The sequence below is a fragment of the Paenibacillus ginsengarvi genome (assembly GCF_003626695.1).
Lineage (GTDB): Bacteria > Bacillota > Bacilli > Paenibacillales > NBRC-103111 > Paenibacillus_AB > Paenibacillus_AB ginsengarvi.
In genome coordinates this window covers 1-14,683 of the sequence record NZ_RBAH01000045.1, presented here as the reverse complement: position 1 = coordinate 14,683, position 14,683 = coordinate 1, and the positions used below count along the sequence as shown (strand labels likewise).

The 14,683-nt window shown below is 51.9% G+C and carries 12 protein-coding genes; 2 read left to right on the top strand and 10 right to left on the bottom strand.

What is annotated here, in order from left to right; all coding sequences use genetic code 11:
* Positions 1-44: 44 nt before the first annotated feature.
* The 5 genes from D7M11_RS34335 to D7M11_RS36645 all read right to left on the bottom strand — a co-directional run bounded on the left by D7M11_RS34335 (position 45) and on the right by D7M11_RS36645 (position 6,838).
* On the bottom strand, positions 45-911 hold the full coding sequence (locus tag D7M11_RS34335; protein ID WP_120751785.1) for an amidohydrolase family protein: 867 nt from the start codon (positions 909-911) through the stop codon (positions 45-47).
* Positions 912-1,001: 90 nt separating this feature from the next.
* Entirely contained in the window at positions 1,002-2,342 is a 1,341-nt protein-coding gene (locus D7M11_RS34330; protein WP_120751784.1) for an ABC transporter substrate-binding protein, read from the bottom strand.
* A 35-nt stretch (positions 2,343-2,377) separates the two neighbouring features.
* The gene (locus D7M11_RS34325; protein ID WP_147433547.1) at positions 2,378-5,056 is read right to left on the bottom strand and encodes a hypothetical protein; all 2,679 of its coding nucleotides are present in this window, start codon (positions 5,054-5,056) and stop codon (positions 2,378-2,380) included.
* A gap of 86 nt (positions 5,057-5,142) precedes the next feature.
* On the bottom strand, positions 5,143-6,441 hold the full coding sequence (locus tag D7M11_RS34320) for an ABC transporter substrate-binding protein (RefSeq protein WP_158606992.1): 1,299 nt from the start codon (positions 6,439-6,441) through the stop codon (positions 5,143-5,145).
* Positions 6,442-6,640: 199 nt separating this feature from the next.
* Positions 6,641-6,838, bottom strand: a complete 198-nt coding sequence (locus D7M11_RS36645; RefSeq protein WP_205127161.1) for a hypothetical protein — start codon at positions 6,836-6,838, stop codon at positions 6,641-6,643.
* 159 nt (positions 6,839-6,997) lie between these two features.
* Here D7M11_RS36645 and D7M11_RS34315 point away from each other — a divergent pair, with 159 nt between their 5' ends.
* Positions 6,998-7,873 carry an AraC family transcriptional regulator gene (locus D7M11_RS34315; RefSeq protein WP_205127160.1) on the top strand — a complete coding sequence of 292 codons (876 nt, stop codon included), beginning with the start codon at positions 6,998-7,000 and terminating at the stop codon, positions 7,871-7,873.
* Between the two features lie 429 nt (positions 7,874-8,302).
* Here the strand turns inward: D7M11_RS34315 and D7M11_RS38220 are convergent, their stop codons facing one another.
* The 3 genes from D7M11_RS38220 to D7M11_RS34305 form a co-directional block, all read right to left on the bottom strand.
* Positions 8,303-8,392 carry a hypothetical protein gene (locus D7M11_RS38220; RefSeq protein ID WP_420818458.1) on the bottom strand — a complete coding sequence of 30 codons (90 nt, stop codon included), beginning with the start codon at positions 8,390-8,392 and terminating at the stop codon, positions 8,303-8,305.
* 11 nt (positions 8,393-8,403) lie between these two features.
* A complete protein-coding gene (locus D7M11_RS34310) occupies positions 8,404-8,676 on the bottom strand; it encodes a hypothetical protein (RefSeq protein WP_120751780.1) in 273 nt (90 codons plus the stop codon).
* An 85-nt stretch (positions 8,677-8,761) separates the two neighbouring features.
* A complete protein-coding gene (locus D7M11_RS34305; RefSeq protein WP_120751779.1) occupies positions 8,762-9,694 on the bottom strand; it encodes an aminoglycoside phosphotransferase family protein in 933 nt (310 codons plus the stop codon).
* A gap of 159 nt (positions 9,695-9,853) precedes the next feature.
* On the opposite strand from D7M11_RS34305, the gene D7M11_RS34300 reads away from it, so the two are divergent.
* A complete protein-coding gene (locus tag D7M11_RS34300) occupies positions 9,854-10,798 on the top strand; it encodes a YhgE/Pip domain-containing protein (RefSeq protein ID WP_240041432.1) in 945 nt (314 codons plus the stop codon).
* 34 nt (positions 10,799-10,832) lie between these two features.
* Here the strand turns inward: D7M11_RS34300 and galE are convergent, their stop codons facing one another.
* Entirely contained in the window at positions 10,833-11,849 is a 1,017-nt protein-coding gene (gene galE, locus D7M11_RS34295; RefSeq protein WP_120751777.1) for a UDP-glucose 4-epimerase GalE, read from the bottom strand.
* 264 nt (positions 11,850-12,113) lie between these two features.
* Positions 12,114-14,683: collagen-like protein (locus D7M11_RS36220; RefSeq protein ID WP_193556354.1), on the bottom strand; the 2,570-nt coding region annotated here is incomplete at its 5' end.

Sequence of the window (14,683 nt, the reverse complement as noted above, 5' to 3'; positions counted from 1 at the left end):
GGCCTTCGGCTCCTTTAACCTGATAGGCGTTTACCCGTATCGTATCAGGATAACGGAACGAGCTTTAAGGCGTTGCCCGAGTATATTTTGGCAAGAACGTCGTCCGGCAGATGAAGCGAACCCAGTACTTCCTGGTGAACGTTATCGAAATAGTCGCGGCCGTACAAGATGCGGTCCTGGAATTCGAGTATAAACTCTCTCGCGAATTCCGGATCACGGCTGAACGCTCTCGCTCCCGAGCCTGCGGATATATCGCAGTACAGGTTCCGGTATTTGCGCAGCATTTCGCCAACCTTGCCGCCGGGCTGGACTTTTCCCGTCGGATAGGCGACTTTGTCGTACTGGTCGTCACCGGATATATGTGCCCAGAAACCGGGAGCATGACCGAGGAAATACGTGTCCGGACAAGCCTTGACAGCCCGTTCGAAAGAGTCGATGCCGCCGCCGTACCACCAGTTCGGACGAGGATACGTCGAGCCGGTAGCGAACTCGTAGTCGATATGTACCGTAACCGGCAGCCCTTTCTCCCCGCAGAAACGGAATAGCCGGATCGCGTCCGGATTGTCGTACATCATGCGCAGCTTGATCTCGCCATACACGCGAACCCCGTACAGACGGATCGCATGATCGAGCTTGTCGATCGCATCAGGACGGCGCGGATCGGGCGCGTAGCCCAAAATGAATTGGTCCGGATACTGCTCCGCATACCGGACGCAGCGGCGGAACGATATCGGGCCGTCCGGCAGCGATGCGTCGGGGACCTGTTTTTTGTATGTCGGGCTGTATTCGTCATCCGGGCATTCCCAGCTAAGCAGCCAGGTTTTGTCGATGTTGTATCGCTTCATGTTGTCCATATACCGTTCGATATTGTACCCATACCAGTCCGGGTGATTATGGCAGTCGATAATCATGAATCGTAACCTCGCTTTATCGGTGGTGGCTACATACAGATGAGGTGCCGAGAGAGAAGCGCGCTAACGCTTTTGACCGCTCGCTTCCCCTTACTTGGCTTGCATACTTTGCTGTGCTTCGATAAATTTGTTTACTTCTTCCTCAGCGGAACGCAATGCGGAATTGATGTCCGTTTGGCCCAATGCCACGTTATGGATATGTTTCGGTATGATCGTTGCGGATGCCTGATGGATGTACAGATCATAGGCGGCCGCCGGAGCGTATTTTGCCGGACTCATGGCGCTTACGTTTTTGCCTCGGAACAAATCGGAGTCTTGGCCGAATGCCGTCTTGATCTGGCTGTTTTTCAGAGGCGTGGTCCAGCCTTTCCTGGATAGCTCCGTCTGTAAGGAATCCGATGTAAAGAAATCCATCGCTTTCACAGCTAGCTCCTTATGCTTGCTTATACTGGACAAGTACATATAATCCGGATAAGGCTGGACGCTGACGTTCCCACGCTCGGGCAGTATCGGGATCGGCGCCAAATCCCACTCGAGACCCTTATACCTCTCCGGTGTATTGTAAGAGGAGCCCAGCCCCATCCACATCGCCAAAGTCCGGTCTTCGAAAAACAGTTTATCTCCATATGGAGTAAGTCCTTTCGTGTCCGAAAGCTCATATTGCCGAAGAAACATCTCGGATACGGTCTTTCCCAGATCGCTGTTGAACTGCACCTTGTGCGTGGTCGGATGGACAAATTCCAGCGAATGCGGATTTCTTCTGAAGAAGGTAGGGTGGACCCGCACACCGTAATAGGAGGTATCTCCGTCCATACGAGTCAGCTTTTTGGCGACTGTAAACATTTCATCCCATGTCCACCGGTCATGGGGCGGATAAGGAACGCCGAATTTATCGAAGATCGACTTGTTGTACAGCACTTGTGTCGGACTATCCTGCAATGGAAGCCCTATCAGCTTCCCTCCGCCCAAGCTCCTGTTCAGATCGATAAATTCCGGGGCAAATCGATTCAAATCCACTTGCGCCTGTTTGAGATACGGTTCGATATCCTCGGACAAGCCATAAGGCTGCACTAGAGAGAGGTAGCTGTAATTGGCCGCAAGAATGACGTCCATCGGCTGCTTCGACGCTATCAGTCCTTCCATCTCTTTTGCATTCATTGCCGTAAGCTTTACGGTTTTGGGGATGATGTTGGGAAATTTTTTCTTAAGCGGTTCGCCGAAGTCCCTCATAAATACCTCTTCATCCCACCAATAGTTGCTCGTACTCAGAAAATACAGCTCTGTCGGCTCCGCAGGAACTTGCTGCCGCTTCTCCGGCGACGCTTCCGGTCCTTCATTCGACTTGCCGCCCTGACATGCACTCAGCAGCATCATACTGATCGCAGCAACAGTACAGCCCAACACAATTGGCCTCTTGGCTCTTTTGTCCATTGTTTTGCTCCCCTTTTTAAATTCAACTATATAGATTAAACAATTTTTAAAGACAATACTGCGTTTGTCACCGTAATATCAGAGGCGGTTAGATTTTGATGATAAACCCTAACATTTCCTGTGGATATTACTTCCGCCCAAACTCTTGAACTTACTCCAAGCGGCGGTGAAACAGCTACATGTACAGGCGCACCTAGATAAGCATTATCCATTGTTGCGTCTGTTGTGGCTATAGAATTTGCAGCAATAGTCTTGGTATAAGATATTGATCTTCTAGCATAACCGTTTACATCTCTAAACGCAGGCGATTGCATAAAACCGACTGGAACGGTAACAGAACCAGCGGTAATGCTGGCAGAAGCATGTGAAACGATTAGCTTTTTAGAGTAACCCCCATTCTCAAATACACGACCGACAACCGCAAATATAGTAGTAGACCCTTGAGTCAGTGAGAGATAACTACCAATACCCACACGAGAAATGACAGTTGATGTTGATGTATCTATTACGTTAGTGTCTGCAGCGCTTAGCGTTGCTTGACTAGCAATCGTATAACGGCTTGCGTGTGTTCTACCTGCTGCTGTTATGTATCCATCTGACGCAAAAGTACCGTTAGCATCATATAACGCTCTAAATACATCATGAAGTGCAAACGTACCGCCTGTCACATTGGAAAGGGACGATGTATTCATCCACTCTGTGTTAAGTGCGTTAATTCGCGGCTCGTAGTCAGCATACTGCGGCATCATGGGCACACCGCCTGTGTAAGCTCCAATGTGCTCAATTTCAACTTGTGAATTTGCGGGGATGGAAATGGTTACGTTACCTTCTCTTGCATTTTCCGATGTAACTTCACAAGCTGCCATTTTCCAGCCGTTACGGTAATCGTACATCAGCTCGCCCAACGATATGCGCTCATTAGAATTGTTAACCCATACGTTTGATTTCAATTTAGCATAGTCAAAAGAACCTGCTATTGTTCTATACAACATACAGACTTTTGCTTGTACAGATTGAGTATTGATCGGAAGAATGATATCGATCTGGGACACTGTCGGATTGATTAGGCGAATACCATACTTGGTTGTAAATCCGGTATGCACGGACTCGAAACGCTTCACATCATAGATTAAATCATTGCTTGCCGTGTAAGCTCCATACATACCGAACTTAAAATCATACTGTGGGCAGAATTTAAAGAAGTTCGTGATTAGACTTGCACCCGCACCAAATTCAAACCCCGTATGATTTAAGTACTCGTTATGTTGTCTGCCATTTTCAAAATGTCTGCTTGGTGTACGAATGCCGGTAGCGGGGTCGTAAGAGCTGTAAGTACCCGCAATAAATCTTACACAAGTATCTTGAGGTCTTTTAAATAAGTGACTTGCATCAAACTTGAATCCATCAAAACGTTTTTGCATTTCTAATTCGAATAAAGTATTAAACCATTCCGAGTAACCTCCGCCATAATACGAACCATGACAAGCATCATAAATCAAAGCTAAGGATGATCCTTGATCTGATGCCGGGGCAATATTAAAACCATTGAAGCTACAGCCAGCACCTGTGTTTATCAACAGGTAGTCGAATTTATTGGCATATCGTTTATCTACTACCGTGCCGCCGCCTATAGTTAAGTTTGTAGCTTGTAACGCATTCGATGTGTTGTAGAATCCCTGTACACATTCATGAATGGCTACACCGTCCACAACGTTCTCGTAGAAATTTCCGATGCGTGAGCCATTTGTCCAAGCTGACGTATCCAGCCCGTAAAGCGAAATACCGTTATGAAATCGTTCAATAAGCAAATTCTCCAGTCGCCACTTGTACGCATTCGCACCATCGATACATTTTCGTGCATGAACAGTCGATGTTCGTGTTACATTTCCAAGAAGCACCAAATTTGAAATTTCAACCATAGAAATTGTTTGTGTATTCCAACCTGTACTCAACTGATAAGCCGCCGCCATTTCGTCGCGTGGCGTACTAAACATATCAATAGCTGTTGGCGGGTCAAAGAACAGTGTTGAATTGTTCCCCTCAATCTTTGTATTCGTTCTAATCGGTAGTGTGTCTGTGATGTAATAAGAGCCGTGCGGTATTTCAAATGTATACTTGCTATATACTTGTGATGAAATTGCTTTGCTGATATTGGTATGGATCACATACTTGTTCATATTCAGCATGTCTTTAAATGCTTGAGTATCATCATGCCCGGATGCATAATCAAGCACCTCCGGAATAGTGAATACTAAATCGCCATGCGCTCCGAACATGAACGGATTTAACACATTATTTTGTAATTGACGTACCCATCCATTTAACACGACACCACGATCGTTTACAGCTGCTTTTGTTGAGTCATAAACAAAGTATCCGCCACCTTTGTTTATTCCGGCATGGTACGATGTTACATATACTCGACTGCCGTTTTGTGGATTTGCAATTGAAAGCATAGCAGCAATGCTCTCTACCCCCTGATCCGCCGTCAAAAAATCGGGCGGCCCTTTGCGGCCGTACACTTCCCCGCTTACCGGTCCCCCGCTCGCGAACGACGTGCCAATCGTTCCTGCAATTACGCTGCTTCCGGCCAAAACTGCCCCAGCCAGGCCTAGCGACGACAGCATCGCCCTTCTCGTGAGCACGGGCGGCTTGCCGCCGGCATCCAAACCTTTATCTTCTTGTATTTCATCCAGTTCTCGCCCTTCCATCACGTATACCGCCTCCCGTTTCAATTGGATTTTGATGCCGTTTTATAATGAACCTGTGAAACGCTTACACTGGCCTTCAGCCTCCGCAGCTACTTGTTTTTGTCCGCCTCGATCGCTTTCTTGACCGCTTCCTCGGCATTACGCAGCGCCGTATTGACGTCTTTGCCCTCGTACAAAATGCCGCGCAAGGCGATCGTTAGCTGCGCCCCCGCCGCCGAGTAATATTTGCTCTGGGGAGACGGCTTCGCCATATTTTTCAGCGGGATCGCGGCGACATTGCGCCCTTTGTACAACGGGGCGTCCTGACCGAATACTTTCGGAATGTTAGCGCTGCTCAGCGCCGGGATGAACGTCGCCGCCTTCGCCTTCTCCGTCAGAAATGTCTCGGTGGACAAAAAGTCCATCACCTGGTATGCGTCGTCCTTGTATTTGCTGCCGACGTTCAGGAACATGAAGACCGGATAAGGCTGCGGCCCGAAGCCGTTCATCGTCGGGTATGAGACGATATCCCAATTAAGCGGGGCCAGGTCTTTCTCGACGTGCAGACCGGCCACCGGCGTCCACATTGCCGACACCTGATCCTGGAAAAACATTTTGGTCAAGCTGTCCATCTTTGCCTTATCCGGATTGAAGCCGGGAATTTGATAAAAGCGGGCGATGTTGTCCATGAGGCTTTTGACGTTGTCGTTCGTCAGCGACACTTGCAGCGTTTGCGGATCGACGAAGTTGAGCGACATTTGGTTGCGCCAAAAGTAATGATTCGGCGAAATCGTGAAGCCGTAATATTGGACGTCGCCTTCCTTGCGCGTCAGCTTGACCGACAAGTTGTACAGCTCGTCCCAGGTGATGCCGTCCTTCGGGTAGGTGACGCCGAACTTGTCGAACAAGTTTTTGTTGTAGTAAATGACGGAAGCTGCGGTGTCGAACGGCAGCGCGTACAGCTTGCCGCCGCTCATTTGCCGGATCATCTCGAGCGTCTGCGGCTCGAAGCGGCTTAAATCCGTCTTGTATTTATTGACGAGCGGTTCGATATCGTACTGCATGTTGTTCAAAAAGACGCTGTTGTAGGCGAGGCCGACCGAGCCGAAAATAACGTCGATCGGCTGACCCGACGCGATCTGCTTGTCGAGCGCTCCGCTCGTGGTAGGGATCAACACCGGAGTAATGTGCGGGAATTTCTCTTTGATCGCCTTGCCGAACTTTTCTTCGAAGTAGCCTTCGGCGTCGAAGTTGGCGCCGACGTTGTAAAAGTAAAGCGTGGTCGGTTCTTTTTTCTCGGGCTGGGCAGGAGCCCTCCCGTTGTCGGCATCCGGCGTGCCCGATCCGGAACAGGCGGCGAGTACGAGCAGGAGTCCCGTCGCACCGATTGCAATTGATCGCTTCAGCATGAATGACACCCTCTTCGTTATTGGGTTTAAAAGCACGTTCAAGTTGGTAATCGCTTCTATACAGGCATGCTCTATGTAAACGATTACATAAATACTGACAGTCCCGCTGGGAACCTTCTTCCATCGTAAATACAGGAACGTATCGGCGGGATCGCCCGTTTCCGGCAAGACCCGATGAAAGGTCGGGCTTCGTCCCCTGTCACCTCCTCTCACGCCTGATCGTTTTTCCTTGCGCAGATTGCCTGGACTGCTCCGACCAGCAGCGTGCAATATCGTCCAGCACGCCATCGATCGCCTGTTGCCGGCTTGCTTTTCCGGATACGGCGACAACCTGTTCCTTGATGGCGGTTGCCTTCATCATAAGCCGGATTTGCGCCCGGGACCATACGCAAAGCATCCGTTTTTTTTAGCATTTGTGCCAGTATCATTAAGGATGTTCCAAATATGATAAAATGAAAAAAAGGAAAACGCATGGCCTGCGGCACCGGCTGAAGGGACTGTCTCCAGTCGACTCGAACGGAGGAAGAGAATGGATATCGAGGTGATCTTTCCGAGTATGACCAGTACGCTTCAAATCAAGGGCTGCGGATTTTTCGTCAAGCCCCCGGGTTGGTCGTACCCGCTGCATCATCATCATTTGTTTGAAATATTATACTGCTTCAGCGGTGAAGTCGTGCAGTTTGTGGGAGCAAGCGAACGGACGATGCGTACGGGAGACTGGATGCTGCTGAAAGCCGGAGCGCGCCATCGGCTGGAGAACCTCGCCGCCGAGCCGTATTCGTTTTTGAACATCCACTTTGATGTGGACGATCCTGACTTGCGCAGGCGGCTTACCGCCGCCGACTGCTTTCTGCTGAGTGGAGCCGATGCGGCTGCGGGTGGGCTGGCGGAAATCGTTGCGCGCATTGAGCGACTGATGGCGCTGAGCCTGACGGACGCGCCCTCGTCCGGTCCGTCCGCCAAGCTCGAGGCTCTGGATATCGATCCGCTGCGCAAGCTTGAACTGCAAGCCGCGATTTTACTGATAGTCACTTCGTTGACTGCGCAATTCGCCGCTCCTCAAGCGCCCGCCGGGAAAGCCCGGCTTTCTGTCGCTTCCTTTAAGGAAATCGATACGGCGCATGCGATCGAAGAACGGCTTCGGCGGATGGTAACTGCGGATTCGGACAATTCCATCGCCCGGATCGCCCGAGACTTGCACTTAAGCCGCAGCCAATGTTCGAAGCTGTTCACCAAAGTATACGGCGTCTCTCCGCGCCGCTACGTCAGCGAGCTGGTCCTAAACCGGGCAAAACGGCTGCTGGTGACGACCAACCGTCCGATCGAGGCCATTGCCCTGGAGCTCGGCTTTCATTCGCTCAGCCACTTTTCCAGCCAGTTCCGCCGATGGACCGGCGTATCGCCCATGCAGTACCGGCCGAAGTTTGAGTGAGCGCCGCCTCCCAGGCCCGCTGCCGTATGCAACGTACCGATCCGTCCAGCCATTTGTGTTCCCTTATCCAGCTGCGGATAGACGTCAGCAGCCTGTCGATGTCCGCTGCATCCGCCAGATGATGAAGTATGCTTCCGCTCTGCGGCCCGGTACCGCCAATACTTATTGTCTGCCACCGATATGACGGTCAACCAAATCGCCGATCAGTCGGATATGAGAGCGCTTTCGCTTTTATACGCTTCTTTAAATCGATGTATGGTGCAAGCACCGGACATTACCGAAGGTAGTGATGAACAGCCTTTAAAAAATAAATTCACTCACTCTTGACGTATTGAAATGAGACAATCGCTTCCTTTAACGGCGAATAGAGAGGAGATTACACGACCACCTCCCTTCGCCGTTCGGCTCGAGCAGCAAAAGAAGGTCAATTCATCTGTGATCATATGTCGATTCTAGTTTGCTCAAATTCGGCTTCGGATAGATCGCCTCAAACCCCATCTGCTGCATGAGACGATGCACACGCTTACGATTCACCTCGAAATCTTGATCAACAGATCGGCCTGGCGCTTCACCGTGATCGCTTTGTTATCACGTTCTACCATTGCTTTTCGAGCTGCTAACGGTTCATTTGAGACCAGATTTTTTTTGAGCCAGTCGACCTCTACCGTGAGTTGGCCTACCCGCTTTTCCAGATGCTCTTGCTTGCTTTCGTACTCCTTTTTCAGTTTGTCGGTTTCACTCGTCTTTTTCTCAAAGACCAAGGAAGCACGCTCAAGAAACTCAGCCTTCCACCGGCTAATCATAACAGGGCTCTTATTTTTCACCCTCCCGTGTCTCAACCTATGGGAGCATTATACTTGAAGGCTAAACCGATATCTAAGTGAATCGTTAATTCACGATTCTATTCAAGTAGCTCTGCAGCGCCTGCATCGTGCTTGGGCTTGTATGCCAATCGCCAAACGTCCAAGATATATAACGTATTCCAATATATCTCGAGGCAGTTCGAAATTGCGCAGCAAAATGTTCCGGATGTACATTGATTTTGAAAGACTCTTCTAATGTTTCCCGGTATATCTGGGCTTTATCTAGTTCGTCAAAGCGAAGGGGAACATCAAAATAAAAAGATCCGTAATGAGCATCCGCCCAATCAATAAAATAAACTTCGTTACTGCTCGAGCACAATACGTTTCCGGGGTGCAAATCCGTATGGATCAACGTATTGGAAGACTCGTCACAGATTACACGCTCCATGTCGTCCGCAATTGAAGCCGAAGCCGCCTCGATGTCAGGAATATACGGGCGGAAATGTTCGACGAATTGATCGTTTCTTTTGGCCTTCTCCCAATTAGGCAGCCACCATTTTTCCAGCATGTGTGAAACGTAGGCGCGACTTGCAGTCGGAAGCCAAGCAAGCCGGTCCGCAAGGCGGTAATTCGAGCCGTGTATATGCGCCAGCGCATGACCAGCCTGTTTTTCGACAATTTTCAAATCAATGCTGCCGTAGTCCGTATTGTAGTCGATATCTTGCATGCATATATACTGAGGGGCGTCCGTGAAATAATCGTTCGAGTAGCTTAATGGAACTTTGGCGGCTTGGGATTGTAGCAGGTTAAGGACTCGTCGTTCTTTTAAATCGGCCTTTTTGTTAACCAGATATACTTCGCTGATGGACTGATCGATCTGCAGCTTTACTTGGAACCGCTGAACCTCTTGTGCTTGGAAACCTAATTGGATAGCTCGCGGTTCGACCGAGATGATGTTTGCGGAGTGGCTGATATGTTGCCGGACGGCTTGTTGCATGATAAGGTCTAACTCATTCATTTATGAGGATTTCCCTCCTTCTATATAATGTATATCCATCATAAGGAGCAGGGCGGGATTGAAGCAAGGGAACAAATTGTTATTTCGCTTTTGTACGCACGCCTCTGCAGAACGAAATCGACCGCGTAGAGCGTATAAAATTCGTTGGAAAGTCCCGTCGTGTTCATCGCTCCCGGAGTACCGCCGGTGACCGGCGGGTCCCTGCCCCAGGAGTATTACGCGGCGTTTGTTATTCCGAAAGATTTTAGCGCGAAACAAGACTCCTTGCGCACTCCGGCCCCTGCTTCGCCCGAGGTTCAAATCTATATCAATCAAGGGATGAACGCAGCGGCTTCCACCATGGCAGGGTCAATCCTTAATGGCGTCATCGATACGATGAACAACACTATTCGCACGCAGCTGCTCGAAGGTATTAAAACTCAAAGTGCGTCGCTGATGGCGGACCAGGCTTCCAAATTGGCCAATCCCATTGCCAAAAAAGTGACCAATGTCAACGAAACCGGTACGAAAAGCGCAAACGGAAACGCTCCTATCTCCTTGTTCCAGCCTCTATGGATGGCATGCATCGCGAGCGCAGCGATCCTCTTTATGGTCATCAGCAAAGTAACGTTTAAAACTCGCAAAGAGAGTTTGCTTGCGAAGGTAACGCAGATGGTCATCGGCGCTGTGGTTGCAGTTGTCGTTGGTTTCGGATTAACTTGGCTTGCGGACCGTATGATTGGACTCCATATTCCCCAATTTGCAGATACGGCGCTTTTTTTGACCATTACTTTCTTTTGCTTCTTTCTTCTGATCTCCGCTGTTTTGTCGTGGCTTGGCTTTAAAGGTATTGCCATCTTCGCCCTGATGCTTTTCTTTGGAGCGCCTTTACTTGCACTGGCTCCCGAAATGATGTCCTCGTTTTATCGGGACTGGGTGTATTCGTGGCTGCCGATGCGGTTTATGGTGGAAGGGCTGAGAGAGTTGTTCTTCTTCGGCAAGGGTCTAAGCTGGAACCATGCCCTATCGTCGCTTACCTGGATCGGCATAGTGAGTATCGTCGTTCTTCTTGGTTCTGTTCTGAAACCCCTTGCGATACAAAAGCAGCAAACGCTTGAAGGCTAAACCGATAAAACCTACAAATCGTCAATTCACGGTCCTATTCAGGTGGCACTTGAGCGCTGATTCCAAGCAAAGAATATCGCTTTTGATGCCATTTCCATGCGTGTTCCAACATAACCTCCAAAGAGCAATATTGCGGTATCCATTCCAATTCTGACTGCGCAAGGGAAGAATCGCAAACAAGACGCGGTGGATCGCCAATTCTCCGGGGTGCCAGTCGTACCGCAATTTTCTTTCGAGTCACTCGTTCAGCCGCTCGTACTATTTGCAATACGGAGTATCCTTGTCCGTTGCCAAGGTTATAACAGGGAGCATAAGAACCCCCATTCAATATCTTATCCATCGCTTTGACGTGGGCATTCGCCAAATCCGAAACATGAACGTAGTCGCGTACACAAGTTCCGTCTTCCGACGGGTAATCGTCTCCGTAAATATCCAAATGAGATCTTCTTCCTGCGGCGACATCCAATAGAAGCGGAATCAGATGAGTTTCCGGATCGTGTTGTTCCCCGATCTCTCCATCCGGATCGGCTCCAGCTGCGTTGAAATAACGTAATGAGACCGCCTTTATCCCATATGCGTAAGCGAAGTCATGCAGCATATGTTCTATTATTGATTTGGTACGACCGTATGGATTCACAGGTACTTGAGGATGGCTCTCCTTAATGAATGGTTCCGACGGAATACCGTAGACGGCGCACGATGAGGAAAGCACAATATTCCGGATTCCCGTACTCTTCATTGCCTGAAGTACGCTAAGGGTGCCTTGCACATTATTCCGATAGTACAACGAAGGATGAATCACGGATTCTCCAACATAGGCAGAACCGGCGAGATGAATGATCGCAGCAGGGGTGTACTTTATGATGACTTGTATCAGCCTTTCGGTATCCAGAATGTCACCTATCTCAAGAGGACCCCATTTCACAAATTCAGCATATCCGGTGCTCAAATGGTCATAAACAACAGGAAAGTAGCCAGCCTTATTTAGCTCTTTACAAGTATGGGAGCCTATATAACCTGCCCCTCCTGTAACTAATACTGTTTCGCTCATAACCGCACCTTCCTTTTTCGATTGAGAAAAAAAGGATATTAGTAAGTCACTTAATTTTATGCCTGATACTTCGGAATGGTAATGTCATTGTGGTAATTTTTCGATTTCCCGTACAGGAGTTTCTTTTGATTACGGTTATCAGAATGGGATCACGTCCTGTTTGGTCAGCGGTATCGCCGGGCTCCTCTCGATTCCAGGCCAACTCCGAAAAAGAGAAATAACCGGCCCAGTAGGTCGGTTATTTCTGCATCGGGATTATAAAAATTATTGAATGAGCGCGCCAATAAATGTGATTGCTCCTACGGCATTGGCTGTACCTACGGTTGTAAGGGCATTTAACGTATAAGTGACATTTCCGGTGCCGGGAGTTTGATCAACATGACTTACACTTACTGCGCTGAATGTGTTATTGCCTGCTCCGTGTTGAATCATGCTATATATAAGAGTTGCTCCGCGAAGAACTTGGATTTCAAATGCAGTGGTTCCCGCAGTAGACTCCCAGCCGACGACACCTTGCAACCAAACGCTGCTTCCTGCCTGAACTCCAGTTATTGTAATTGTTTTTAGAGTAGTTGCGGTTGACGTAATTGCAATTGCTGAACTGCCGGAAGTATTGGGTGAATTTTCGGATACTTGTAATTGATGCAATAGCCCAGTTGCTCCGGTTGCTCCGGTTGCTCCGGTTGCTCCGGTTGCTCCTGTTGCTCCTGTTGCTCCTGTTGTTCCCGTGGCTCCCGTTGTACCAGTTACGCCGGTTGGGCCAGTTGCTGTTGCTCCCGTTGCTCCTGTCGTACCGGTTGCTCCAGTTGCGCCGGTTACGCCGGTTGGGCCGGTTGCTGTTGCTCCCGTCGCTCCAGTTGCGCCGGTTGGGCCGGTTACTCCAGTCGGCCCGGTTGCTGTTGCTCCCGTCGCTCCGGTCGTACCGGTGATTCCAGTCGAACCCGTGGCTCCGGTCAAACCCGTGGCTCCCGTCAAACCCGTTGCACCGGTCGAACCCGTGGCTCCCGCCGATCCCGTTTCTCCGGTTGCCCCTGTTTCTCCGGTCGGGCCCGTGGCTCCGGTCAAACCCGTAGCTCCGGTCGATCCCGTGCCTCCTGTCGAGCCTGTTGCTCCGGTCGAACCCGTTGCTCCCGCCGATCCCGTTTCTCCAGTGGCCCCTGTTTCTCCGGTTGGGCCCGTGGCTCCGGTCAACCCCGTATCTCCGGTCGATCCCGTGGCCCCAGTCGGGCCCGTTTCACCCGTCGTACCCGTGGCTCCGGTCAATCCCGTTTCCCCGGTCGTGCCTGTTGCTCCGGTCGTGCCTGTTGCTCCGGTTGCCCCCGTTTCACCGGTCGTGCCCGTGGCCCCAGTCGGGCCCGTGGCTCCGGTCGAACCCGTGGCTCCGGTCGAACCCGTGGCTCCGGTCAACCCCGTGGCTCCAGTCGTGCCCGTCTCTCCTGTCAATCCCGTTGCACCGGTCGGGCCCGTAGCTCCAGTAGTGCCCGTAGCTCCAGTCGTGCCCGTCTCTCCTGTCAACCCTGTTGCCCCGGTCAGGCCCGTGGTTCCGGTCAACCCCGTGGCTCCGGTCGAACCCGTTTCTCCTGTCAATCCCGTGGCTCCGGTCGGCCCTGTGGCTCCAGTAGTGCCCGTTTCTCCGGACGGTCCCGTTTCTCCTGTCGAGCCCGTGACCCCGGTCGGGCCCGTAGCTCCAGTCGTACCCGTGGCTCCAGTCGAGCCTGTTGCTCCGGTTGAACCCGTGCCTCCGGTCGAACCCGTCTCTCCGGTCAACCCCGTGGCTCCGGTCGTGCCTGTTTCCCCAGTCGTACCCGTGGCCCCAGTCAACCCCTTGGCTCCGGTTGAACCCGTGCCTCCGGTCAACCCCGTGGCTCCGGTCGATCCCGTTTCCCCGATCGATCCCGTGGCTCCGGTCGGTCCCGTTTCTCCTGTCGAACCCGTTTCCCCAGTCAACCCCGTGGCTCCGGTCGAACCCGTTTCCCCAGTCAACCCCGTGGCTCCGGTCGTGCCCGTACCTCCGGTCGGCCCTGTGACCCCAGTCGTGCCCGTTTCACCTGTCAGCCCAGTGGCTCCAGTAGTGCCAGTTGCTCCGGTAACCCCTGTTTCACCGGTCGGCCCAGTGGCTCCGGTCGAGCCCGTGGCTCCGGTCGGTCCCGTTTCTCCGCTCGGCCCTGTGGCCCCAGTAGTGCCCGTCTCTCCGGTCAACCCCGTGGCTCCGGTCGGGCCCGTGGCTCCAGTTGAACCCGTGCCTCCGGGTTGCCCCGTGCCTCCGGTCGATCCCGTGGCTCCGGTCGAACCCGTTTCCCCGATCGATCCCGTGGCTCCGGTCGGTCCCGTTTCTCCGGTCGAACCCGTTGTTCCTGTCGAGCCCGTGGCTCCGGTCGAACCCGTGGCTCCGGTCGGTCCCGTTTCTCCGGTCGAGCCCGTTTCCCCGCTCGATCCCGTGGCTCCGGTCGGTCCCGTTTCTCCTGCCAACCCCGTGGCCCCGGTCGGTCCCGTTTCTCCGGTCGATCCCGTTTCCCCAGTCAACCCCGTGGCTCCGGTCGGCCCCGTGCCTCCAGCCGAACCCGTGGCTCCGGTCGATCCCGTGCCTCCGGTCAACCCCGTTTCTCCGGTCGGCCCCGTGGCTCCGGTCGTGCCTGTTTCCCCAGTCGTACCCGTGGCCCCAGTCAACCCCGTGGCTCCGGTTGAACCCGTGCCTCCGGTCAACCCCGTGGCTCCGGTCGAACCCGTTTCCCCGATCGATCCCGTGGCTCCGGTCGGTCCCGTTTCTCCGGTCGAACCCGTTTCCCCAGTCAACCCCGTGGCTCCGGTCGTGCCCGTACCTCCGGTCGGCCCTG